This is a genomic window from uncultured Parvibaculum sp. (assembly GCF_963975745.1).
In the GTDB taxonomy this organism is placed as follows: Bacteria; Pseudomonadota; Alphaproteobacteria; order Parvibaculales; family Parvibaculaceae; genus Parvibaculum.
This window is the reverse complement of record NZ_CAXBIB010000002.1, coordinates 251619-273947: the sequence shown is the minus strand read 5'-3', so window position 1 is coordinate 273947 and position 22329 is coordinate 251619. Positions and strand designations below refer to the sequence as shown.

Below are 22329 nucleotides of genomic sequence, written 5' to 3'. Positions count from 1 at the left end.
AGTGCCTCCTCCTTGGATTCCTTGGAGAGCCTGCGCGGTTCGTTAGGATCTGAAGTTGTCACGTTCCGAATTGATTTTCGCTTGTTGAAGTACCGCGAGTGTCTTCTGTTCTGCGAATGTTTTCAACATCATCGTCATTGATGTGACGCGAAATAATCGTCTGAACGTCCCCGGCAAATTGGTCTCCGGCTTCGTCGCCGCGAATCTGGGCGACGATCTGGGCAGAAAGAGATGTGATGTTGCCTCCTTCGGAGAGCGCCATGACCGGAATCTCGATTCCAAAGCGGTCCTCGATGCCGAGTTTGAGTTCGAGGGCCATCAGCGAGTCCATGCCCAGATCGAATACCGACTTTCCAAGGTCGATCTTGTCGGGTGTCAGGCGAAGGACCTGACCGATCTCCTCGGCGAGAATGCCGGAAACGAGAGCGATGGCCTCCTCCAGGGAGACCTCGGTCAGTTTTGACAGGGCATCGTCCGGGCCACCGCTGTCGGCCTTGCGTTCGCTGCCGGATGCCAGCTCGCCAAACACACGCGCCTGCAGAACGGGCAGGCCCGCGCGCAAACGCTGCCAGTTGATGCCGGCTGCGTAAAAGTTGGATTCGTCGCGCGCAACAAGCCGCTCCAGAAGAGCCATTGCATCGCGGGTGCTGAGCGGATCGGCGCCTAGCTTCGAGGCAAGCTGGTCTCTGAGATCTTCATTGCGGGCGAGATAGCCTGCGTCGGCAATCGCGCCCCAGCCGATCGCCTGTGCCGGCAGGCCGGCCGCACGTCGATGTTGCGCAAGTGCCTCGAGAAAGGCGTTTGCGGCGACATAATTGGCCTGGCCAGGATTGCCGAATGCGGTGGTGATCGACGAATAAAGCACAAAAAAGTCGATCTCGCGCCCGAGGCTGACGTCGTGCAGGACGAGGGCACCGTGAATTTTCGGTTCGATGACGCGTTGATACTGACGTTGGTCGAGCGTCTCCATCGTGGCATCGTCGAATACGGCTGCTGCATGAACGACGCCGCGGATCGGATAACCGGCCGCCTGCGCTTCGTCAAAAAGTGTCCGGATCGAATTGGCGTCGGTAACGTCGCAGGCACGAGCGATGACATGAACGCCCAAGGCTTCGAACTCGTTGATGGCAGTCCGCGCCTCGTCGCTCGTCGCGCCCGAGCGTCCGATCAGGACAAGACAGCCCGCCCCCTTTGTGGCCAGCCACCGTGCCGTTGCGAGCCCGAATCCCGAAAGACCGCCGGTCACCAGGCAGGCGGCATCGCGGCGTACCGGAAATGCCGTCTCCACGCGCTTCGGGGTGTCGGCTGTGGCCAGCGGCGGCCGAACGATGATCTTCCCGATATGGCCGGACCGCTGCATCAGCCGGAATGCATCGGGCGCGCGGGACGCGTCGAAGGCACGGTAGGGGAGGGGCGTATAGACGCCCTTCTCAAACAACCGGAGCAGTTGATCGAATATCTCGCGTGCCAGCTCCGGCCGCTCGATCATGAGTTGATCGGCGTCGACGCCGAAATAGCTGAGATTGTTGCGGAAGAACTTGAGGCCGATGCGATTGTTCTCGTAGAAGTCCCGCTTTCCGAGTTCGATGAACCGACCAAACGGCCGTAGCAGGGTCAGATTCCGATGAATCGCCTCGCCGGCGAGCGAGTTGAGAACGACGTCCACACCTTCGCCATTTGTTGCCGCCATGATTTCATCGGCAAACAACAGCGACCGCGAATCGAATATCCGGTCATCCGGAATGCCGAGCATTCGCATCAGCTGCCGTTTTTCCGGCGTGCCCACGGTCACGAAAATATCCGCGCCGATGTGACGAGCAACCTGAATGGCCGCAAGGCCGACGCCGCCTGCTGCGCCATGAATCACGACACGTTCGCCTTTGCGCAGGCGAGCGATGTGGTCGAGAGAATACTGCACAGTAAAAAATGCGGTGGGGATGGTCGCTGCTTCCTCGAAGCTCAATCGAGCGGGCTTGATCGCTGCTGCGCTCGCCGAGGTTACGACATGACCGTCGAAACAGTGTGGCGCAAAACACAGAACCTCGTCGCCCGGCTGGAATCCTGTTACATCAGCGCCGACACTGGTCACGATGCCGGCCGCCTCCATGCCAAGACTCGGTCCCGCAAAACCGGCCTCAAGCGCTTCTTCCGGCAATACGCCCAGCGCGTACATCACATCGCGAAAATTGAGGCCTGTCGCGCGTGGTGCGACGACGATTTCATGAGACTTCGGGACAGGCATGGGTGCCGGCCGCCACGCAAGGGAACCGAGGCGGCCTGTTGTAAAGGTGAGTTTCCGTGTTGTTGGTCCGGCCTCCGTGGTTTGCTCATTTGGGACAATCCGCAAGCGCGGCGCAAACGAACCTTCGGGGCTCAGGATCAGTTCGGATTCGGGATCGGCGTCGAGCAGCGACGCGCAGAGCGCGGCGATCAGTTCGGTTTGCGTTGGATCGTCGCCCTGGAGATCGATCATGCGCAAGCGTGTCTTCGGCACTTCGTTTGCGATGACGCGCCCGATGCCCCAAAGCGGCGCCTGGGTCAGGTTCATCTTGTCCGTGGCATGGAAACTCGACGCATTGCGGGTCACGATATGAAGGCGCGGCATGGTCTTGAAATCTGCATGCGACATGGCGCGCGCTGCCAGCAACGCGCTCCAGCCCGGCCGCGCGTCTGCCGACATGTCTCCAAAGAGCACGATGCCACGAAGGTCGATGCCGGTTCCCGCCATCGCCTGGTAGGTCTCCAGCCACTGCAGTTCGACATCCGGGTCGAGAGGCAGCGCGTCATCCTCCTGCCCTGCGACATGACCTGCGTGGGCATGGATTGCGATGGCACCGGCACGTTCGAGCTCGCCGCACAACGCGCGGGCGCTGTTGGCTTCCGCCTTGGAGGGATCATAGACGACCAGCCATCCCGTTCCAGTCGCGTCGATGCCGGGACGCGATGGCAGATGCCGGAAGTCCCCCGGTCGCGGCGCATCGGCGATTAACACTGTTGCACATCCGGCATTTGTTGCCTGAATGTTGCAGAAGCCGTCGGCCTCGAAAAAGCGGATGAGCGCCTCTGCATCCATCCGGCCGTGCGGCACATCCGCGTTGTCGTCGGGAGTCGCCAGAACGGTATCGATCCAGCGAGCCGTCACGGGTTCGGAAAGCAGCAGGAGCCCGCCCGGCGCCAGAACATCGTTGATATTCCCGCGCAATGCGGGCGTCAGGCCGCCGACTGCGGAAGGCAGTGGACAAACGATCACATCGAATTCGCCGAGCTTTGCAAGGTCGCTTTCCGACAGCAGTCCGGCCGGATCGGCATGCATGAAGCGGACATTCGGAGCTTCTATATCCATCTCCAGATGGGAGAGTTTTGTTTCATCGTCCGAAATGATCGTGAAGTCGATGGTACCGGCGGCCGAGATCGACGCAATGTCACGCACCAGACTGTTGGCAGTTCCGACCTCGAGTATGCGAAGCCGGCGACTCGCGGGCCAGAGAGCCGCAATCTTGATCAGTGCTTCGATGAGCAGGCTGCGTGATGGTGCAAAGCTTGGCGAACTTTCCAGCAAATGATCGCGGCTGGTCGCGCTCTGTGCGTGTGGGCGCTCTCCGCACGGAATCAGGGCGCTGAGTTCGGCAAGATAGGCCGGATAACGGGCCAGAGAGTCCCGCCACATCCGCACTCCGTGACCTTCCTGCAGAATTTCGGCGTGCCGAATATCGTCACGGTCCTTGCCGCTGGTCCGCAACGATGCGGCAAGCGGATAGATGTTGCCGTTGGTGCCCTTGCTGCGGGTCTGCGCGCCATCGTATCCCGACAGGCTTTCGGCAATGGCGTCGAGATCGGGCCCGTCATCGGGATGGGCATCGCCCTGTCGTTCGTCAAGGTTCAGCGCGGCGGCAATCGTCGCCGCGTCCGGTGTTTCGCATTCGGCGGAAACATGGTCGAGCGGCAGTGTCTCGAACCGGAAGCGGCGTGTGCCGGTCCCGGTGGTCTGAAGTTCGGTCCTCAGAAATCGCAATCCGGTAACTTCCGCGACGCAGCCGCCATCGGCATCGAACAGCGCAAAGTCGGCAACCAGGGACTTTTCGCCCCTCGCGCGCAATCTCGTGTGGCAGCTGACGGCAAGGGTGTGTGGCTGAAACACCCGGACACCATTGAATTGATATGGCAGATAGGCATGATTTTCTCTCGTGCCGGCCTCGAACAGGGTCGAGATCAGCGTTTGGAGGCAGCTGTCCAGAAGGGCCGGATGCAGGACGAATTTATCGAGCGCTTCCACAATGCCGTCCGGTGCGCGCAGTTCCGCAATTGATTCCTTTCCCGATACATGGACCCGCTCGACGGCACGGAAGACCGGGCCGTAGTTCAGTCCGAGCGCCGCAGCGATCCGGTAGTGATCGTCAGACGCGACTTGACTTGCGGTCGCGCCGATCGCGGGAAGTATTGGAGCGTCGTTTGCGCCGACAATGGGCTCGGCCAGGCGGCCCACGGCATTCAGTGTCCATGGGTCTGTACTTCCACGCTTCAATGTTTCGATTCTGAAGGCCTTGTCGTCTTCGTCATAGATGAATCGAATATTGAGCATCTGGCCGCGCACAAGCACGATCGGACGACGAATTTCCAGCGTCTCGATGTCGCGGCGTACGCCGCCAAACAAGGCGGCTGAAGCCTCCAGCGCACATTCGACATAGCCTGATGCGGGGAAGACGATCGAACCGCCGACATTGTGGTCGGCGAGGAAGGGAAACATTTCCGCATCGATCTGGTTTTCCCAGAGTGCATGGCCGCGTTTCGGACGGAGGCCGAGGAGGGGGCCATCGACATGCGCATACATCCGCCCGTCGGCTTCAGCGGTTACCGGTGTCCAATGGTCCTCGTGCTGCCATGGGTATCGCGGCAGTTCAACGCTGTGGCCCGGTACGGGGAACGATTTGCTGAAATCAATCTGGGCCCCCGCACAGAACGCCGTGTCGGCAACCTGGCGCAGCATCTGTCTGCCGTGCGCGCCGCGCGTCATGCTGGCAAGCGGTGCGCCGCCTTTGCCTTTGCCGCGCAATATCTGGCGCAGATAGGGTTGAAGGACATTGTGCGGGCCGATCTCGACCAGAACGTCGACACCGCCGTCGATCATTGCGCTGACGGCGTCGCGGAAACGCACGGGCCGGCGCATGTTGTCCCACCAGTAGTCGGTGTCGAGGCGCTCGCCCGGCGTTGCCGCGCCAAGGACAGCCGAATAGTAGGGAATGCCCGCCGCCGTCGCCGTCACGGACCCGATCCGCTCCAGAAAATCTTCGTGGACGGGATCGAGTGCACGGCTGTGAAATGCATAGTCGAGATCGAGCATGCGAAAGAAGATCTTCTCGCTCGTCAGTCGCTCTCCAAGCGCGACGAGTGCGGTCTCCTCGCCCGCCAGCGTGACCGATGTCGATGTGTTGATCGCGGCAAGTTCGATCCTGCCGTCGAATTCGCTTTCGATTTCCAGCGCCTGTTCTGGCGAAATGCCGGCCGCCGCCATGCGTCCATGGCCGCGCGTACGGCCTTGCGCTTCGGATCGGGCGATGATCAGCCGCACAGCTTGATCGAGATCGAAGGCGCCGGCGAAATAGGCGGCGGCAACTTCGCCGACACTGTGTCCGGCGACGGCATGGGGCGTCAGCCCTTCCTTCTCAAGGCAGCGCCCGAGCCCGACCTGCAGCGCGAACAGCGCAGGCTGCGCCACTTCGGTCTGCTGCATGCGCCGATCGGCGTCTTCGGCATGCAACGCTTCGACAAGCGACCATCCCGCGCGCTCGACAACCAATGCGTCGATCGCGTCCAGTTCGCACCGGAAGATATTGCTCTCGGCGTAAAGCTGGCGGCCCATGCCGGGCCATTGGGCGCCGTTGCCGTTGAAGACGAAGCCGATCTTGGCAAACGGCGTGCTGGTCTCGCTTGAAACGACAGGGCTGTCTGTTTCTTCCGAAAAGGCGGAAAGATGACCGATGATGTCCTCGATCGCATCACCTCGAATGACGGCGCGATTTGAAAGATGCGTACGCCGGAACGCTGCGGTGAACGCGGCATCGTAATAATCGTCCCGAGTGGCCGGCTGCAGGAAGCCGGCCCAGTTCCGGGCAACGGCGCGAAGCGCTTCCGGTGATTTGGCAGTCAGGAAGAGCGGAGGTGGCGCCGGCGGAATGTCTCGCGTGTCGGCAGCCGGGGCAACATGTTCGCGCAGCAACACCGTTGCGTTTGCGCCGCCGAATCCGAATGAATTGACGCCGGCGCGGATGGGGCGTCCATCTACTTCTAGCGGCAGCAGCTCTTGTACCGGTGCGATTCGAAGGGTCTTGAAATCGATATCGGGATTGAGTGTCTCGGAGTGAAGTGACGGCGGCACGGCACGGTGGCGGATTGCCATGATCGCCTTTATGAGCCCCGCCATGCCCGATGCGGGTTCCAGATGTCCGATATTCGTCTTTGCCGACCCGATGGGGAGCGGTCCACGGTCGGGACTGCGCTTCTGGCCGATGGCCTCGCCGAGCGTGCGGCTTTCGGCGGGATCGCCGACGCTGGTGCCGGTGCCGTGCGCCTCGAAGAAATCGATCTCGTTCGGGTCGATGCCAAACCGGGCCATCGTCTGTTCGATGAGGAGGCGCTGCGTCTCGTGCGAGGGCAGCGCGATGCCGTTCGTGTGTCCGTCGGTATTGGCGCCGGCCCCCTCGATGACGGCATGGATCGGATCGCCGTCTCGAAGTGCATCGGCCAGCGATTTGATGACGACGACACCGCCGCCTTCGCCACGCACATAGCCGCCTGGGTTCTCGCCGAAGGCCCTGCACTGGCCATAGGTCGAGAGCATGGTCGCTTTTGAGAATCCGATATAGGGCAATGGGCTGAGCAGCAGGCTGATGCCGCCGACCAGTGCCATGTCGCAACGTCCGGCCCACAATGCATTCAGCGCTTCGTTGAGCGCGACCAGCGACGAAGAACAGGCAGTATCGACCGCCATGCTCGGCCCGCGCAGATCGAATTGATAGGAGAGGCGGTTGGCCGCAATCGAAAGCGTCGAGCCGAGCATCGTGTAGGCATTGATGCCGTCGCCATTGCCCTGTTGGCTCGAGCCGTATTCTGTCGAGGAAATACCGATATAGACCGCGCAATTGCGTCCGACGAGGTGGCCGGGAATCTGCCCGCCGGATTCGAGCGCTTCCCAGCCCATCTCCAGCAGCATTCGCTGCTGCGGGTCCATCATGTCGGCCTCGCGCGCCGAGATGCCGAAGAAGGCAGCGTCGAATCCCCGGATGTTGCCCAGCGTGCCGGCGGCGAAAGTGTAGCTTCGCCCGGGCGCCTTCCGATTTGGATGCTTGAAGAGCGTGTGATCCCAGCGGTCGGCCGGAACTTCGGTGACGACGTCGCGGCCGGCCGCGAGCAGGTCCCAATAGGAATCGGGCGAATCGCTGCCGCCGGGGAACCGACAAGCCATGCCGATTACGGCCATGTCGGTCTTTTTCATGTGGCAACTCTCATAAACACGCGCCCCCGAAGCGCCATATCCCCCGCCCCCGTCCGCCAGATGACACGCTGTCCCGGCATAGCGGTCTTCCGTCTCGGAATAGGGCAGAACAGCCTCGAACTATAGGGGAACTCGCCGATTGAAGGCTACCTGTCTCTTTGGTTGGTTGGACCATTTGCGACTTGACGGGGGCCTTGCTGACGGCACTCGATATTGCGTAGCGTCACGCCGTGGTTTGTCCCAACGGCAGGCCATGTTGACAGAGAAACCTCGACCGGCATGTTACCGGGGGATATGCAGGGTCGGTGGCGATCCCGGTATGCCGCAGTCAGCCGCCGCGGTCAGGGCGAGCAGGTCAAGATATTGATTTATAACAATAAAAGAGTATCCGTCGCACCCATGATGGACTGGACGGACCGGCACGACCGGTTCTTCCTGCGCCTGATCGCGCGCCGTGTCCTGCTTTATACCGAAATGGTGACGACGGGCGCGGTACTGCACGGAGATCGCCAGCGGCTGTTGGGTTTCGACCCGGCCGAGCATCCGGTGGCGCTCCAGCTCGGCGGCTCGGAGCCAGCCGACCTCGCCGAGGCCGCCGCCATCGGTGAGGGCTTCGGTTACGATGAAATCAATCTCAATGTCGGCTGCCCGTCGGACCGGGTGCAGTCCGGCCGCTTCGGTGCCTGCTTGATGCGCGAGCCGGAGCTTGTGGCGCGTTGCGTCGCCGCTATGCGCGCCCGCGTTTCAATTCCCGTCACCGTCAAATGCCGCCTCGGCGTCGATGAGCAGGAGCCGCACGAAGCGCTGCCGGCCATGGCGCGCGCCGTGCGCGAGGCCGGCTGCGAAACGCTGATCGTGCATGCGCGCAAGGCCTGGCTCGAAGGTCTGTCGCCGAAGGAAAACCGCGACGTACCGCCGCTCGACTATCCGCTTGTCTATGAATTGAAGCGCGACATGCCGGACATGACCATCCTCATCAATGGCGGCATTGCCACTCTGGACGAGGCGGCCGCACACATGGCCCATGTCGATGGCGTCATGCTCGGACGCGCCGCCTATCACAACCCTTATCTCCTCGCCGAAGCGGATGCCCGTTTCTACGGTAACACGCGTCCCGCGCCTGCACGTCACGACGTGATTGAGAATTACATTCCCTATGTCGAGCGCGAACTGGCGCGCGGCACCCACCTCCATGCGATGACGCGCCACATCCTGGGACTTTTCCAGGGCTGCCCCGGCGCGCGCGCCTTCCGCCGTCACATTTCCGAGAACGCCCCGCGCCCCGGCGCCGGCATTGAAGTCATTCGCGATGCTGCCGCGCTGGTGCGCGATCCGGGCGATACTTTCGCCGCCGCCGAATAAGCAAGCCCCCTCCGTCATTCAGAAAGCCCGCAGAAAATGAACATCGAGGCCATGTCGCTGATGGAACTCGCGCCCTTTGCCGCGGGCCTCGTCGTCACCGGCCTCGTCGCAGGTGTCCTCGCCGGTCTTCTCGGTGTCGGCGGCGGCATCGTGATCGTGCCCGTGCTCTATCATGTGTTCACGTTGCTCGGCATCGACGAAGCTGTGCGGATGCACGTCGCTGTTGGTACCTCGCTCGGCACCATCGTGCTGACCTCCGTCCGCTCCGTCCGCGCCCATGCGAAGAAGGGTGCGGTCGACCGGCCGATGCTGAGAAGCTGGGCGCTACCCATTCTGCTGGGCGTTGCGGTGGGAACATTGATTGCGGCTTATGTGAGCGGTGATGCGCTCACTGGCGTCTTCGCAAGCATCGCGCTTCTCGTCGCCGCCAATCTCGCCTTCGGCAAGGAAAGTTGGCGCCTCGGATCGCAGTTGCCGGGTAGGCCTGTGCAATATTCGGTCGCCGGCGTCATCGGCGCGCTCTCGGCCCTGATGGGTATCGGCGGCGGCACCTTCGCCGTCAGCTTCATGACGCTCTATGGCAAGAACCCGCGCGAGGCAGTCGCCACCTCGTCGGGTCTCGGCGTGCTGATTGCCGTACCGGCCGTCGTCGGCTTCATGTGGGCAGGCTGGAACGACCCGCTGCTGCCACCTTTCAGCTTCGGCTATGTCAATCTGATCGGAATCGCGCTCATCGCGCCGCTTTCGGTGCTGGCCGCGCCCTGGGGTGCCGCCATTGCCCATGCGATCAGCCATAAGGCGCTGATCCGCGCCTTCGCGCTCTTCCTGGCGCTGACATCGCTGCAGATGTTCTATCGGCTCTTCGGCTAATCGAGGAACCAGTCGATCACCCGCGCGTTTTCTTCCGCCGGATAAGTGTGAGACAGATCCGCGATCTCCCGATAGGTGACGCGCGCGCCCGCCGCTGAAAGTTCGGCCTGGGCAAGCCGCGCCATGTCGGCGGCAAACATCCAGTCCCGCGCGCCATGCACAATATAGACGGGAAGTCCCGCGGTCCGCGCAGGATCGGCCATGCCCATCAGCATCGGATGCCAGGCCGACGACATCGGCGCCAGATGGGTGAAGGGCCCACCAGAAAGCCCGGCGAGATAGGTAAAAGTGCCGCCGTCGCTCATGCCGGTGAGCAATATGCGGTCGGCGTCGATGTTCCAGCGCCCGGCTGCATGCGCCATCATTCGCGCGAGCGAGGCGCGGTCTTGCTCCGGCTCCATCAGCGACCAGGTGGCGTCGAGCGATGTTGGCGACAGCAGGATAGCGCCCGCCGAGCGTGCGTCGCTGAGCCAGCTCCACAGGAAGCTGCGTCCGTGCCCGCTGCCGCCGTGGCACGCAACGATCAGCGGATGCGGCTGCGCCGCGTCGTATGTCTCCGGTACATAAAGCGAGAAGCCGCCGCGCTGGCCTTTCTCATTGCCGAAATGATGAACGCCGGTTCCCTCGCGCGTCGCGCCCTCGGCCAGTGATTCGACCAGCGTCGCATCGTCGCGCCTCGTCTCGTTGAGAAAGAAGCGGCTGACCGGCGGCAGCATCGCGCTGACGGGATAAAGGCTCTCCAGCGCCCGCGGCAGATAACGCAGCGCCCGGTAGGCGCCGAAGACCGGGCCGCCCGCCTCGGCCGGTGCTTCGCCAGCGGCGCGCAACGCCGCGAAGGCCGCGCGCGCGGCCTCCGCTGCGTCCTGCACATGATCGTGGAAGGGCACAAGGTGCTCCGGCCACACCGCCGCATCGAACGTTGCCCGTGTTTCGGCAAGCCGCGCCTCGACCGGCCCCATCTGTTCGGTCAACTCGCCGATCAGCGGCGGATGCAGATGCCGCGCGATAAAGCCCAGCGCCTCAAGCGCTTGCAACAAGGCCGGCAGCAGCGCGTCGACGGCGTCGATCAGGCCTTCGTTGTCGGAATCGGACATCTATGCGCCCCTTGTAAGGTGGCTGGCGCCTTCAAATCTTCTGATCGTATTCGCCGACTTCCGGCTGTGCCGAGAGGTGCTTGTCGATCTCGGCGAACATCGCCCGCATGTTCGCTTCCGAAGCCGGACTTTCGACGACCACCACAAGGCCCGGCTTGTTCGACGAAGCGCGCACGAGTCCCCATGTCCCGTCTTCCACCGTCACGCGTACGCCGTTCACTGTCACCACGTCGCGGATCGTCTGTCCGAGCAGCTTGTCGCCCTTCGTTTCCATTTCCTCGAAAAGCTTCACCATCCGCTCCACGACTTCATATTTCTTCTCGTCCGGACAATGAGGCGACATGGTGGGCGAGCCCCATGTCTTCGGCAGCGCCTCGCGCAGATCCGACATCGTCTTTCCCGGATTGCGGTCCAGCATGTCGCAAATGGCGATGGCGGAAACGAGGCCATCGTCATAGCCGCGGCCGATCGGCGGATTGAAGAAATAATGTCCGGATTTCTCGAAGCCCACAAGCGCATCGAGTTCGTGGGCGCGCCGCTTGATATAGGAATGTCCGGTCTTCCAGTAGTCGGTCTTGGCGCCATTGGCGATCAGCACCGGATCGGTGAGGAACAGTCCGGTCGACTTGACGTCGACCACGAATTGCGCGTTCGGGTATTGCGCGGAGAGATCGCGCGCCAGCATCACGCCCACCTTGTCGGCGAAAATCTCCTCGCCCGTATTGTCCACGACGCCGCAGCGGTCGCCATCGCCGTCGAAGCCGAGGCCCACATCGGCACCCGTCTCCAGCACCTTGTCCCTGAGTGCATGGAGCATTTCCATGTCTTCCGGATTTGGATTATAGCGCGGGAACGTCCAGTCGAGTTCGCAATCGAGTGGGATCACTTCGGCGCCGATCCCCGCCAGCACCTGTGGCGCGAAGGCGCCCGCCGTGCCGTTGCCGCAGGCCGCGACGACTTTCAGCTTGCGCTTCAGTTTTGGCCGGTTGGTGAGATCGGCAATGTAGCGGTCCGCCATGTCGCCCACGCGGATATATCGTCCGCCGTCGCGCGCGCGCCCGAGGCCGCCCAGCACGATCTCCTTCAGCCGCGTCATTTCGTCGGGCCCGAAGGTCAGCGGACGCTGCGCCCCCATCTTGACGCCGGTCCAGCCGTTCTCGTTGTGGCTCGCCGTCACCATGGCGACGCAGGGCACATCGAGCGCGAACTGCGCGAAATAGGCGACGGGTGAAAGCGCCAGCCCGATATCGTGAACCTCGCAGCCCGCTTCCATCAGGCCGATGACCAGTGCCTGCTTGATCGACACCGAATAGGAGCGGAAATCGTGGCCGACGGCGATCCGGGGGCTGACACCCATCTCATGGATCAGCGTCCCGAGCCCGAGCCCCAGCGCCTGGATGCCGACGAGGTTGATTTCCTTCTCGAACAGCCAGCGCGCGTCATACTCGCGAAAACCGTTGGGCGAAACGAGCGCCAGGTTCTCGAATTCGATCGTGTTGGGTTTGAGGTCGGCGCGCGGCTTCAGGGGCATGATCTCTCCGGGAGACAGGGTGCTGGCGGCGGTTATAGCGGGCTTTGGCCGCGCATGCAGCCCCGCTATTCGCGCAGGACAAGCCGTTCGCCCCGGACCTCGACCGACGATAGCCGTCCGAGGAAGCTCATCCCCAGCAGCGACTGGCCGAGCCCTTCGCGGGAGACAGAGGCGGTGACGTTGTTGAGCCGGATTGCGCCGATACTGACTTCGTCGAGTGTCAGGCGCGCCGCGTAAATCGTGCCATTGGCCGTCTGATAGGGCGTGGTGTAGCGCAGACTGTTGAGGTCAAGCCCGATGCGCTGCGCATCCGAGGCGCTGAGCGCAATGTCGCTGGCGCCGGTATCGACCATGAACCGCACATGCGTCCCGTTGACCAGCCCGTCGGCATGGAAATGTCCGGAGAGATTGCGCGACAGATAGGCCGTGCCGGGCTCGCTCTCGACCGGCACCGTCGGCACCAGCGCCGTGCGCGTGCGGTCGCCCATATCCATGAAGACGTCGCTGTAGCTGTACCCGACGACGAGCGCCATCGCGATGGCGATCCAGATCAGCGCCTGCTTGAGCGCGAGGCCGGCCCGCTCGCGCCAGCCCAGCACCAGGCTGCCGCCCACCAGCGCCAGCAGCAGCAGGCTGTGCACCAGCCGCATCTGCGCGTCCTCGCTGTCCAGTGCGCCGGGAAAGCGGCTGTTGAGGAACAGCAGCAGCGCCACCAGCGCCAGAAGCAGCAGCGCCGCCCATGTCCAGTTGTTCTGTCTCATGGTCCTAATGTAGGGCGGATTGTGTGAGAAATCCGTAATCCCGGCCTTGGCACGATCGCGACAAGCTCTTATTTACATGCTATGGTTGCCTTGAAAGATAAACACCGAAAAAATTAAGTGAAATGACCGGGCACAAAGTCATATCCCTGACCGGGAACCGGAAAGCGAAGCGGGTGCCGGATGTCGCGGACGAAGCCGTCTCGACGCTGGCGCTGCCGGCTTTCGAGCCGGGCTGGGTGTGGCTGGTCGGCGCGGGTCCGGGCGATCCGGGCCTGCTGACGCTTCATGCGCTCAATGCGCTGAAACAGGCCGATGTCGTCGTCTATGACGCGCTGGTTGACGAGACCGTGCTGCAATTCGCGGATCCCCGCGCGAAGCTTGAATATTCCGGCAAGCGCGGCGGCAAGCCGAGCCCGAAACAGCGCGACATCTCGGCGCGGCTCATCGAGCTGGCACGGGCCGGCAAGCGCGTGCTGCGCCTGAAGGGCGGCGATCCCTTCGTCTTCGGCCGCGGCGGCGAGGAAGCCCTGGCGCTGGTCGATGCGGGCGTTCCCTTCCGCCTTGTGCCGGGCGTCACCGCCGGCGTCGGCGGCCTCGGCTATGCCGGCATCCCGGTCACGCATCGCGACATCAACCACGCGGTGACCTTTGTCACCGGCCACATGGCGGGCGGCGCGGTACCCGAAAATCTCGACTGGCCGTCGATCGCCAAAGGCTCGCCGGTCATCGTTCTCTACATGGCGCTCTCGCATCTCGGCGCGATTTCGAAACTGCTGATCGAAAACGGCCGCTGCGCCGATGAGCCGGTGGCCCTGGTCCGCAACGCGACGCTGAAGGACCAGCAGGTTCTCGAAACGACGCTCGGTACCGCGGCGGTAGATGTCGCCCGCGCGAACTTCAAGGCCCCCGCCATCATCGTCATCGGCGATGTGGTGCGCCTGCGCGAAGGCCTCGACTGGCTCGGGGCGCTGGAAGGCCGCATTCTGAAGCGCGATCCGCTCAACGCCCGCGCGAAAAAGGACGTGGGCTGACCACCCCGAAAAAAACTTATCTCCACCCCTCAAACCGCCCCCATATTAGGTTCATCTCGCTCCACCGAAGGGCGCGTCCGGACTGGCCGAATGCGTGGAGAGGGGGTTGCGGTCCCGCGGATTGTGGTGCCAGACCACGTTCCCCGGGAGGACCGAGGAGTGAGCCGGGCACTACGACCCGGGGGCGCCACCGCCGATAAAAGCGGCTGGATGTCATGGATGGTTGCTCGGACCATAAATCCGCAACGCGCGGGGCGGGCACGAAGCCGCCTCTTGCATGTGCCACATGTCACATGAAACATGTGCGGTCGAGTTCAATATGCGCCCCGCGCATCCTTCTTTCTGTTGCGTGCCGAAACCCCGGAAGGATCGCGTCACGGGGCCTTCGTTGCGTGCGTGGCGTATTTCTAGTCGAGCGCGGCGGCGATCTTCGCGAGCGCCTCTTCGGGTGCCGTCGCCTTCTCGCCCAGCGCCGCGATGCGCGCCGGAAGGGCGCGCAACACGGTGTCGCGCTCGCCGTCGCTCATGCGCGACCAGCCGGCGATCTCCTTCAGCGTCCGCCCGCACCCGACACAGGCATTGGCGCGGCCGTCGACGGCGCAGATGCTGAGGCAAGGGCTTTTGATCGGCTTCGAATAGGTCAAACGGCTTTTCCGGGTTCCGGGCGACGATGCGACGGAGTATAGAGCGGACGAACCGATTTCCCATGGCGAGTTCAAACATGACCCGCGCCGCCACCGGCCTGCCTTTCGACGACATCCGCAACCTGCTGGCCGGCCTGCCGCAAGCGGATGAGGCGGCGCGCGCCACGGCGCGGGCGCGAACGCGCGATCTCGCAGTGCCCGAGGGTTCGCTCGGCCGCCTCGCCGACATCGCCGAATGGATGGCCGCCTGGCAAGCCAACCCGAAACCCGCCGTCACGCGCCCGCTTGTCGCGATCTTCGCCGCGACGCACGGCATTGCCGCCGACATACCCGGTGCTGACGCACATGCAACCCATCGTCTCGTCGAGCTCTTTGCGGCCGGAGGCGCGGCCGTGAATCAGGTAGCGCTGCAGGCCGAAGCAGGCCTCAAGGTCTTCGACCTCGCGCTCGACATGCCCGTGCCCGACATCCGCACTGAGGCGGCGCTCTCCGAAGCGGCCTGCGCGGCTACCATGGCCTTCGGCATGGAGGCGATTGCCGGCGGCACCGACCTCCTCTGTATCGGCGCGGCGGGCGAGGGCGGACGCGTCGCTGCCGCCGCGCTCGCGGCGGCTCTTTTCGGCGGCAGACCGGCAGACCGGACGGATGATTCCGATTTCGCGAGCGGCGCCGTCGCCGCGGCGCTTGCCACGCATGAGGGGCATCTCGCCGATCCGCTGGAAGCGCTGCGCCGCGTCGGCGGTCGTGAATTTGCAGCCATCGCCGGCGCGATACTCGCCGCCCGCTACCAGCGCATCCCCGTCCTGCTCGACGGTTTCGTGGTCTGCACGGCAGCGGCCGTGCTGCACAGGCTGAAGCCCGGCGCGCTCGATCATTGCCTTGCGGCCCATTGCTCGGGGGAACCGGCCCATGCGCGATTGTTGGAGGAACTCGGCAAGGAGCCGCTGCTCCGGACGGGGCTGACCTCGGAAGAGGGGGCCGGCGCCGCGCTTGCCATCGCCCTGGTCAGATCCGCTGCCGCGATCCATTGCGGCATGGCGACGCGGTCGCAGCGCTGGAGCCCATGAAGGCTTGTGTCACCGTTCAAAACCGAACAGCGCCCCGATCGCCGCATAGGAGCCCCTGCCCTTGCAACAGGGACCTTTGGGACTATTATCACCGCCAAAATGGCGTCTCGGCACGCGGGATCGACGGGGGCTTGGTCCCCCGGACGGGCGGCACCGGACCAGGAAAACATTAGGCCGGCGTGAAGCGCGGGGGGCAGAGACCGCCCGCGCGCTGCCACTTTGGAGGTCGACTCTATGGATATGCGCTTTTCCCCCGAAGAACTCGCCTTTCGCGACGAGGTTCGCGAGTTCATTGCCAGCAACTACCCGCAGGAACTGAGGGGCGGTGCCCGCCGTTCGCGCGGCGAAATGTCGAAGGAAGATATCCTCCGCTGGCATCGCATCCTCTACAAGAAGGGCTGGATCGTCCCGCACTGGCCGGTCGAATATGGCGGTACCGGCTGGACGATCACGCAGCGCTATATCTGGAATGAGGAAAATGCGCGTGCCGAAACCTCGCCGCTCCTGCCCTTCGGTCTCTCGATGGTCGGTCCCGTGATCTACACCTTCGGCAACGAGGAACAGAAGAAGCGCTTCCTGCCCGGCATTCTCTCGGGCGACGACTGGTGGTGTCAGGGCTATTCCGAGCCCGGTTCGGGTTCCGACCTTGCCAGCCTGCGGACCAAGGCGGTACGCGAGGGCGACCACTACATCGTCAATGGCGGCAAGACATGGACGACGCTGGCGCAGTTCGCCGACTGGATGTTCTGTCTCGTCCGCACCGATCCGAACGTCAAGGCACAGGAAGGCATTTCCTTTCTGCTGATCGACATGAAGACGCCGGGCATCACCGTGCGTCCGATCATCACGATGGACGGCTCGCACGAGGTCAACGAGGTCTTCCTCGAAGACGTCAAGGTGCCGGTCGAAAATCTGATCGGCGAGGAGAACAAGGGCTGGACCTATGCCAAGTTCCTGCTCGGCAACGAGCGCTCCGGCATCGCCGGCGTGGCGCGTTCGAAGAAGGCCATCGAACGTCTGAAGAACATTGCCAACGCCGAGTTGATCGACGGCGCGCCGCTGATGAAGACCGATGAGTTCTCGCGCAAGGTCGCCGAACTCGAAATCGACCTCTCGGCGCTCGAAGTGACGGAACTGCGCACGCTGGCCGCCGAGAGCAAGGGCAGGGGGCCTGGTCCCGAGGCCTCGATCCTGAAGATCAAGGGCACCGAAATCCAGCAGCGCATCACGGAACTGGCGGTTGAAGCGGTCGGCAATTACGCACTGGTTCAGGCGCCGCGCATGGAAGTCACCGGCAACGAATTCGTTCCCGGTCCGGATTACAGTACCGGCACCGCGCAGGATTATTTCAACATGCGCAAGACCTCGATCTATGGCGGATCGAACGAGATCCAGCACAACATCATCGCAAAAATGGTTCTGGGCCTCTGAGGCTTCGGAACGCAAGAACATCAAGGGGAAGGTCACGAGATGGATTTTTCGTTCACAGAGGAACAGACGCTGCTGCGCAACACGGTGCAGAGCCTGCTTGCCGACAAATACGACTTCGACACGCGCCGCAAGGTGACGAAGACGGCCGAAGGCTGGCGCCCGGAAATCTGGGCGCAGTTTGCCGAACTCGGCCTGCTGGCCGCGCCCTTCTCCGAGGAGCTCGGCGGCCTTGGCGGCGGCGCCATCGAGAACATGATCATCATGGAAGAGTTTGGCCGTCATCTTGTGATCGAGCCTTATGTCGAAACGGTCGTGATCGCGGGTGGTTTCCTCCGCGAGGGCGGGTCGAAAGAGCAGCAGGAAGCGCATATTCCTGGCATTATCGGCGGTGAGACGGTCTGGGCCTTCGCCTATGCCGAACCGCAAGGCCGCTACAATCTGGCCGATCTGACCACGACTGCGAAGAAGGACGGCGCGGGCTACACGATCAATGGCTACAAGGCCGTGGTGCTGGGCGCCCCCTGGGCCCAGAAACTGATCATGACGGCGCGCACCTCCGGTGGCCAGCGTGACCGCGACGGTGTTTCTGTCTTCATCGTCGACAAGTCGGCAGCCGGCGTTTCGGCTCGCGACTACCCGACGGTCGATGGGCGCCGCGCCTCGGAAATCACTTTCGAGAACGTCAAGGTCGGCGCCGACGCGCTGATCGGTGCCGAGGGCAAAGGTTTGCCGCTCGTCGAGAAGATCACCGACGAGGCGATCGCGGCACTCTCGGCCGAAGCCATCGGCTGCATGAAGGAACTCAATACGGCCACCGTCGAATACTGCAAGACGCGCAAGCAGTTCGGTGTCCCCATCGGCAAGTTCCAGGTTCTGCAGCACCGCATGGTCGACATGTTCATGGCCCACGAGCAGTCGGTGTCGATGACCTACATGGTCAACCTGAAGCTCGCCGAAAGCGAGGCCGAACGCGTCAAGGCGGCGGCCGGTGCCAAGGTGCAGATCGGCAAGGCGGGCCGCTTCGTCGGCCAGCAGGCCGTGCAGCTTCACGGTGGCATGGGCATGACCGACGAACTCAATGTCGGCCACTACTTCAAGCGCCTGACCATGATCGACACCCAGTTCGGGAATGTCGATTATCAGCTGAAGCGCTATTCCGAAGCCGCGTAACTGGCATCGGACCGAAACGATCAAGGCCGCTCCCCGGAGCGGCCTTTTTCTTTGGTGCTTTTTGACCGCACCCCGCTCCTGCGCCTAGGCTCGGCACGGACATCGGCAACAGGAGGGAAGCATGCAGGAACATGTTCTGATTGCGGGCGCCACGGGACTTGTCGGTTTTGCAGCGATGAAGCATTTCGCCACGCGGGGTTACAAGGTGACGGCGGTTTCGCGCCGAAAGCCCTTCGAGACCTTCGGCGCCCGTCATGTCGCGCTCGACCTCACCGACCGTGCCGCCTGTGCCGACACGCTGTCCGCCATGACCGATGTCACACGCGTGGTCTATGCCGCCCTCTACGAAAAGCCCGGCCTCGTGGCGGGCTGGCTCGAGGCGGATCAGATCGAGACCAACCGGCGCATGCTCGAGAATTTTTTCGACCCGCTGGAAAAGGTGACGCCGCGTCTCCGCCATGTTTCGCTCTTGCAGGGGACCAAGGCCTATGGTGCGCATGTCCGCCCGCTGGCCGTGCCCGCCCGCGAAAACCGTTCGGAGTTGAAGGAGCAGCCCAATTTTTATTGGGACCAGGAAAGCTATATCCGTACGAAGCAACAAGGCCGTGACTGGCACTGGACGATCTTTCGTCCGCAGATCGTTTTCGGTTTTTCGCTCGGCGCGGCAATGAACCTGATCCCCGCCATCGGTGTTTATGCCGCCCTGTTGAAGGAGGAAGGCAGGCCGCTTTGCTATCCAGGTGGTTCATCGTCCGTGCTTGAAGCCGTCGATGCCGATCTCCTTGCCGACGCCATCGCCTGGGCAGGCGTCCGCGACCGGCAGGAGAACGCGATTTTCAACATCACCAATGGTGACGTCTTCGTCTGGAAGAATGTCTGGTCTGCCATCGCCGATGCGCTTGGCATGAAGCCGGGACCGGATGCGGCCATGTCGCTTGGCGCCGAAATGCCGAGGCGCGCAGCCGATTGGGACGCGGTGAAGAGGAAATACGATCTCGTCGCGCCGGATATGAACGCGTTTGTGGGCGAGTCCTTTCACTATGCGGATTTCACGATGGCCTATGGTGCCGCGCGCGAAGTACCGGCTGCCATCGTTTCGACCATAGCGCTGCGAAAGGCCGGCTTCCATGACGTGATCGACACGGAAGAGATGTTCCGAAAGTGGTTTCGTCTGTTTCAGGAAAAACGCTTGCTGCCACCGTGCTAGCCGTTGGGCTGGACTCAGGCCGATCGGCGGTCCGGTACGGCCCGGCGAAGGCGTTGCGGCGGCAACACGCATTCGGCCTGTGTTCCCTCGCCGAGCTTGCTCTTCAGTTCGAAGCGACCGCCATGGACCGCCAGAAGGCCTTTGACGATTGAAAGGCCGAGACCTGAACCCTTGCCCGGCTGCGCGAGCCCCGACGCGCCCTGGGTGAAGGCATGCATTACCTTGTCGATCTCGGATTCGGCGATACCGGGCCCGTTGTCGTGAACTCCGAAGCGCATTTCGCCATTGGGTTCCATGTGGGCGAACATGCGGACCTCCGAGCCGGGTGGCGAGAACTTGATCGCGTTGGTCAGGAGATTGATCCAGGTCTGCCGCATCGCGCGCGCATCGCCATGGAAAATGGGCAGGTTCTGCTCGAATGTCGTGGCGATCGTCACCCGCTGGCCTTGCGCGCGGATTTCGAGAATCCGGCGGCTGTCTTCGGCAAGCTGCACGATGTCGACGTCTTCTTCGGAGATCTGGAAACGTCCCGCCTCGATGCGCGAAAGGTCAAGAACGTCGTTGATCAGACCGAGAAGATGCTGACCTGAGCGATTGATATCGTCAGCATATTCCTTGTAGGTCGCCACGACGTGCTTGCCGAAGATTTCGGACGACATGACTTCGGAGAAGCCGATAATGGCGTTGAGCGGCGTCCGCAGCTCGTGGCTCATATTGGCGAGGAAATGCGACTTGGCGCGGTTGGCTTCTTCGGCGCGCGCGCGTGCCGCATCGGAATCGCGCTTGGCCTTGAAGAGCTGGTCGATCAGCGCATTCTTGTCTTCGCGCAGCACGGTCGCGCGTTGCATGGCCTTGTTGACCTGGGCGGCAAGCTTGACGAGTAGGAGAGTGAAAGCAACGAGCACCCCGACAATCGCAAAATGGAACGCCTCGCCGTAAAGCGCGATTCGCGTCCCCAGGATGCAGATCGTGGGCAGAACGGTCCAGTAGAAGACCGGAAAGTAGAAGACCGTTACCAGCGTCATCGGCACCAGCGCGATCGTGACGGACGAAATCAGGTAGGTCTGATGGAAGAGGTCATCCGGTTGCCAGAAGAGAAACAGGATCGAGGAGAAGCTGACTGAAAAGAGCGCCGTAAGTGTTTCGAAGCGCCAGCGCCAGCGATTGGCATCGTCCGGGTCGGGTTTAGTTCTGAGAAAATGTCGTGCCGTGAAATGGGTTGCTAGCTGCAAGATCGTCATGGCGCCGATCCACAGGGCGATTATCGGCCAGGCAACGATATAGGCATGACTGAGACCGAAAACGGCGAGTAGCGCCAAAAGCACATACGGCATGCTGACTTGCGATTCAGCCAGCGTCTGGAGCTGGGCAAGCCGCGCCTTGGGGGTGAGCTCGGCACCGCCATTGGTCACGGTCGCTAAGTAGGCGCGGAGGCCGGGGCGGCGCGGCTCTGCGGACGCGGCCCCGAAAAAGCTGCCGTCCGCGCCCGCATCCGGCGCCGTGTTCCGTGATGCCTCGTCCAATGCCATGTGCCTGCCTTTTTGGCGTCCTGCCGTTGAGGCGCCCGCGCCCCGGCCTGATGGCGCAGGGGCTCCCCCGAAATCATTGGCCAAGCCTCGGCGAAAAGTCTTAACAAGGTTTTCCAATACGTGGTTAAAGCTGCATAATTCCGCGCAAATACGGCACAAATGCCGAAGGAATGCGCGCGGTCATCTGGCCGCCGAGAAATGCACAGGAAAGAGGCAATCCAGCAATGAGCGATCCCCTGATTTTCGAGAAAGACGGCCCGGTCGTTACCCTGACCATCAACCGGCCGGAGAGCCGCAACCCGCTGGGTGCGCCGGAGGATGCCGACAATTTCACGGCCGCTGCGGCCCGCATCAATGCGGACAGGGGCGTGCGCTGCGTGATCCTGACCGGGGCCGGCAAGGCCTTTTCGGCCGGCGGAAACGTCAAGGCCATGCGCGAGGGCGGAGATGGTTTCGGCGGTCCGGGCGTCCATATTCGCGAGCGATACCGCAACGGCATACATCGGATCGTAAGATCGGTATGGGGCATTGAGGTGCCGGTGATCGCCGCGGTCAACGGTCCGGCGATCGGCCTTGGCAATGACGTTGCCTGTCTCGCCGACACGCGGATTGCTGCCGAGAATGCCATTTTTGGCGCGACCTTCCTGAAAATCGGCCTTATTCCCGGCGATGGCGGTGCCTGGCTGTTGCCGCGCATCATCGGCATGGCCCGCGCCTCGGAGCTCCTCTATACGGGCGACACAATCGATGCTGCCACAGCAAGGGATTGGGGTCTGGTATCCGAAGTCGTGCCGGCCGCCGCGCTGATGGATCGGGCCAATGAGGTTGCGGCGAAGATCTGCAACCAGCCGCCGGATGTTCTGCGCATGACAAAACAGTTGCTGCGGCAGGGCATGCTGACCTCCTTCGACACGGTGATGGAACTCTCGGCCTCCATGCAGGCGCTGGCTCATCACACGAAGGATCACCATGAGGCGCTGGACGCCTTTTTCGACAAGCGGCCGCCGGCCTACAAGGGCGAGTGAAAGGGTTCGATTTTGAACAGGGCCAGGCTGCGGCGCGAACAGGCCGGGGCAGCGTGGACATTGATGCCTCACGGCTTTGCGCCTAAAGTCCCGGCAACAACAATGACGGCAATCGGAA

The 22329-nt window shown here is 62.9% G+C and carries 14 protein-coding genes; 8 read left to right on the top strand and 6 right to left on the bottom strand.

All coding sequences use genetic code 11. The features are described 5' to 3' along the window. Window positions 1–58 precede the first annotated feature (58 nt). Complete coding sequence (locus AAC071_RS02830) at window positions 59–7489, bottom strand: SDR family NAD(P)-dependent oxidoreductase (protein WP_339829778.1); 7431 nt, start codon at window positions 7487–7489, stop codon at window positions 59–61. A 366-nt stretch (window positions 7490–7855) separates the two neighbouring features. On the opposite strand from AAC071_RS02830, the gene dusA reads away from it, so the two are divergent. Continuing rightward, the gene (gene dusA, locus AAC071_RS02825) at window positions 7856–8851 is read left to right on the top strand and encodes a tRNA dihydrouridine(20/20a) synthase DusA (RefSeq protein WP_339829855.1); all 996 of its coding nucleotides are present in this window, start codon (window positions 7856–7858) and stop codon (window positions 8849–8851) included. A 36-nt stretch (window positions 8852–8887) separates the two neighbouring features. Then, the gene (locus tag AAC071_RS02820; RefSeq protein WP_339829776.1) at window positions 8888–9721 is read left to right on the top strand and encodes a sulfite exporter TauE/SafE family protein; all 834 of its coding nucleotides are present in this window, start codon (window positions 8888–8890) and stop codon (window positions 9719–9721) included. On the opposite strand, the gene AAC071_RS02815 is transcribed toward AAC071_RS02820, so the two are convergent. The 3 genes from AAC071_RS02815 to AAC071_RS02805 form a co-directional block, all read right to left on the bottom strand. Further along, a complete protein-coding gene (locus tag AAC071_RS02815) occupies window positions 9718–10815 on the bottom strand; it encodes a phospholipase (RefSeq protein WP_339829774.1) in 1098 nt (365 codons plus the stop codon). The genes AAC071_RS02820 and AAC071_RS02815 overlap by 4 nt on opposite strands. Before the next feature lie 31 nt (window positions 10816–10846). Further along, window positions 10847–12346 (bottom strand): phosphomannomutase/phosphoglucomutase, encoded by a 1500-nt coding sequence (locus AAC071_RS02810; RefSeq protein ID WP_339829772.1) that lies wholly within the window; start codon window positions 12344–12346, stop codon window positions 10847–10849. Between the two features lie 65 nt (window positions 12347–12411). Continuing rightward, window positions 12412–13107 (bottom strand): TIGR02281 family clan AA aspartic protease, encoded by a 696-nt coding sequence (locus tag AAC071_RS02805; RefSeq protein ID WP_339829770.1) that lies wholly within the window; start codon window positions 13105–13107, stop codon window positions 12412–12414. A gap of 122 nt (window positions 13108–13229) precedes the next feature. Between AAC071_RS02805 and cobA the strand changes: the two genes are divergently transcribed. Next, window positions 13230–14138 (top strand): uroporphyrinogen-III C-methyltransferase, encoded by a 909-nt coding sequence (cobA, locus tag AAC071_RS02800; RefSeq protein WP_339829768.1) that lies wholly within the window; start codon window positions 13230–13232, stop codon window positions 14136–14138. 407 nt (window positions 14139–14545) lie between these two features. Here the strand turns inward: cobA and AAC071_RS02795 are convergent, their stop codons facing one another. After that, on the bottom strand, window positions 14546–14782 hold the full coding sequence (locus AAC071_RS02795) for a DUF1289 domain-containing protein (RefSeq protein ID WP_339829766.1): 237 nt from the start codon (window positions 14780–14782) through the stop codon (window positions 14546–14548). 77 nt (window positions 14783–14859) lie between these two features. On the opposite strand from AAC071_RS02795, the gene AAC071_RS02790 reads away from it, so the two are divergent. The 4 genes from AAC071_RS02790 (at window position 14860) to AAC071_RS02775 (ending at window position 19657) form a co-directional block, all read left to right on the top strand. After that, window positions 14860–15849 (top strand): nicotinate-nucleotide--dimethylbenzimidazole phosphoribosyltransferase, encoded by a 990-nt coding sequence (locus tag AAC071_RS02790; RefSeq protein ID WP_339829764.1) that lies wholly within the window; start codon window positions 14860–14862, stop codon window positions 15847–15849. A 234-nt stretch (window positions 15850–16083) separates the two neighbouring features. Next, window positions 16084–17280 (top strand): acyl-CoA dehydrogenase family protein, encoded by a 1197-nt coding sequence (locus AAC071_RS02785; protein ID WP_339829762.1) that lies wholly within the window; start codon window positions 16084–16086, stop codon window positions 17278–17280. A 39-nt stretch (window positions 17281–17319) separates the two neighbouring features. Beyond that, window positions 17320–18450: an acyl-CoA dehydrogenase family protein gene (locus AAC071_RS02780; RefSeq protein WP_339829760.1), complete on the top strand. Its 1131-nt coding sequence runs from the start codon at window positions 17320–17322 to the stop codon at window positions 18448–18450. Between the two features lie 121 nt (window positions 18451–18571). Further along, a complete protein-coding gene (locus AAC071_RS02775) occupies window positions 18572–19657 on the top strand; it encodes an SDR family oxidoreductase (protein WP_339829758.1) in 1086 nt (361 codons plus the stop codon). A gap of 14 nt (window positions 19658–19671) precedes the next feature. Here the strand turns inward: AAC071_RS02775 and AAC071_RS02770 are convergent, their stop codons facing one another. Next, window positions 19672–21186, bottom strand: coding sequence for an ATP-binding protein (locus tag AAC071_RS02770; protein WP_339829756.1), 1515 nt, complete (start codon window positions 21184–21186; stop codon window positions 19672–19674). 224 nt (window positions 21187–21410) lie between these two features. Between AAC071_RS02770 and AAC071_RS02765 the strand changes: the two genes are divergently transcribed. Continuing rightward, window positions 21411–22211, top strand: a complete 801-nt coding sequence (locus AAC071_RS02765; RefSeq protein WP_339829754.1) for a crotonase/enoyl-CoA hydratase family protein — start codon at window positions 21411–21413, stop codon at window positions 22209–22211. The last annotated feature ends 118 nt before the right edge of the window (window positions 22212–22329 follow it).

What these genes read in the sequence shown, in the direction of transcription:
- AAC071_RS02830 (WP_339829778.1), bottom strand. Translation starts at nt 7,489, where the DNA reads ATGAAAAAGACCGACATGGCCGTAATCGGCATGGCTTGTCGGTTCCCC.
- AAC071_RS02775 (WP_339829758.1), top strand. Translation starts at nt 18,572, where the DNA reads ATGCAGGAACATGTTCTGATTGCGGGCGCCACGGGACTTGTCGGTTTT.
- AAC071_RS02765 (WP_339829754.1), top strand. Translation starts at nt 21,411, where the DNA reads ATGAGCGATCCCCTGATTTTCGAGAAAGACGGCCCGGTCGTTACCCTG.
- AAC071_RS02780 (WP_339829760.1), top strand. Translation starts at nt 17,320, where the DNA reads ATGGATTTTTCGTTCACAGAGGAACAGACGCTGCTGCGCAACACGGTG.
- AAC071_RS02790 (WP_339829764.1), top strand. Translation starts at nt 14,860, where the DNA reads ATGACCCGCGCCGCCACCGGCCTGCCTTTCGACGACATCCGCAACCTG.
- cobA (WP_339829768.1), top strand. Translation starts at nt 13,230, where the DNA reads ATGACCGGGCACAAAGTCATATCCCTGACCGGGAACCGGAAAGCGAAG.
- AAC071_RS02785 (WP_339829762.1), top strand. Translation starts at nt 16,084, where the DNA reads ATGGATATGCGCTTTTCCCCCGAAGAACTCGCCTTTCGCGACGAGGTT.
- AAC071_RS02820 (WP_339829776.1), top strand. Translation starts at nt 8,888, where the DNA reads ATGAACATCGAGGCCATGTCGCTGATGGAACTCGCGCCCTTTGCCGCG.
- AAC071_RS02770 (WP_339829756.1), bottom strand. Translation starts at nt 21,186, where the DNA reads ATGGCATTGGACGAGGCATCACGGAACACGGCGCCGGATGCGGGCGCG.
- AAC071_RS02810 (WP_339829772.1), bottom strand. Translation starts at nt 12,346, where the DNA reads ATGCCCCTGAAGCCGCGCGCCGACCTCAAACCCAACACGATCGAATTC.
- AAC071_RS02815 (WP_339829774.1), bottom strand. Translation starts at nt 10,815, where the DNA reads ATGTCCGATTCCGACAACGAAGGCCTGATCGACGCCGTCGACGCGCTG.
- AAC071_RS02805 (WP_339829770.1), bottom strand. Translation starts at nt 13,107, where the DNA reads ATGAGACAGAACAACTGGACATGGGCGGCGCTGCTGCTTCTGGCGCTG.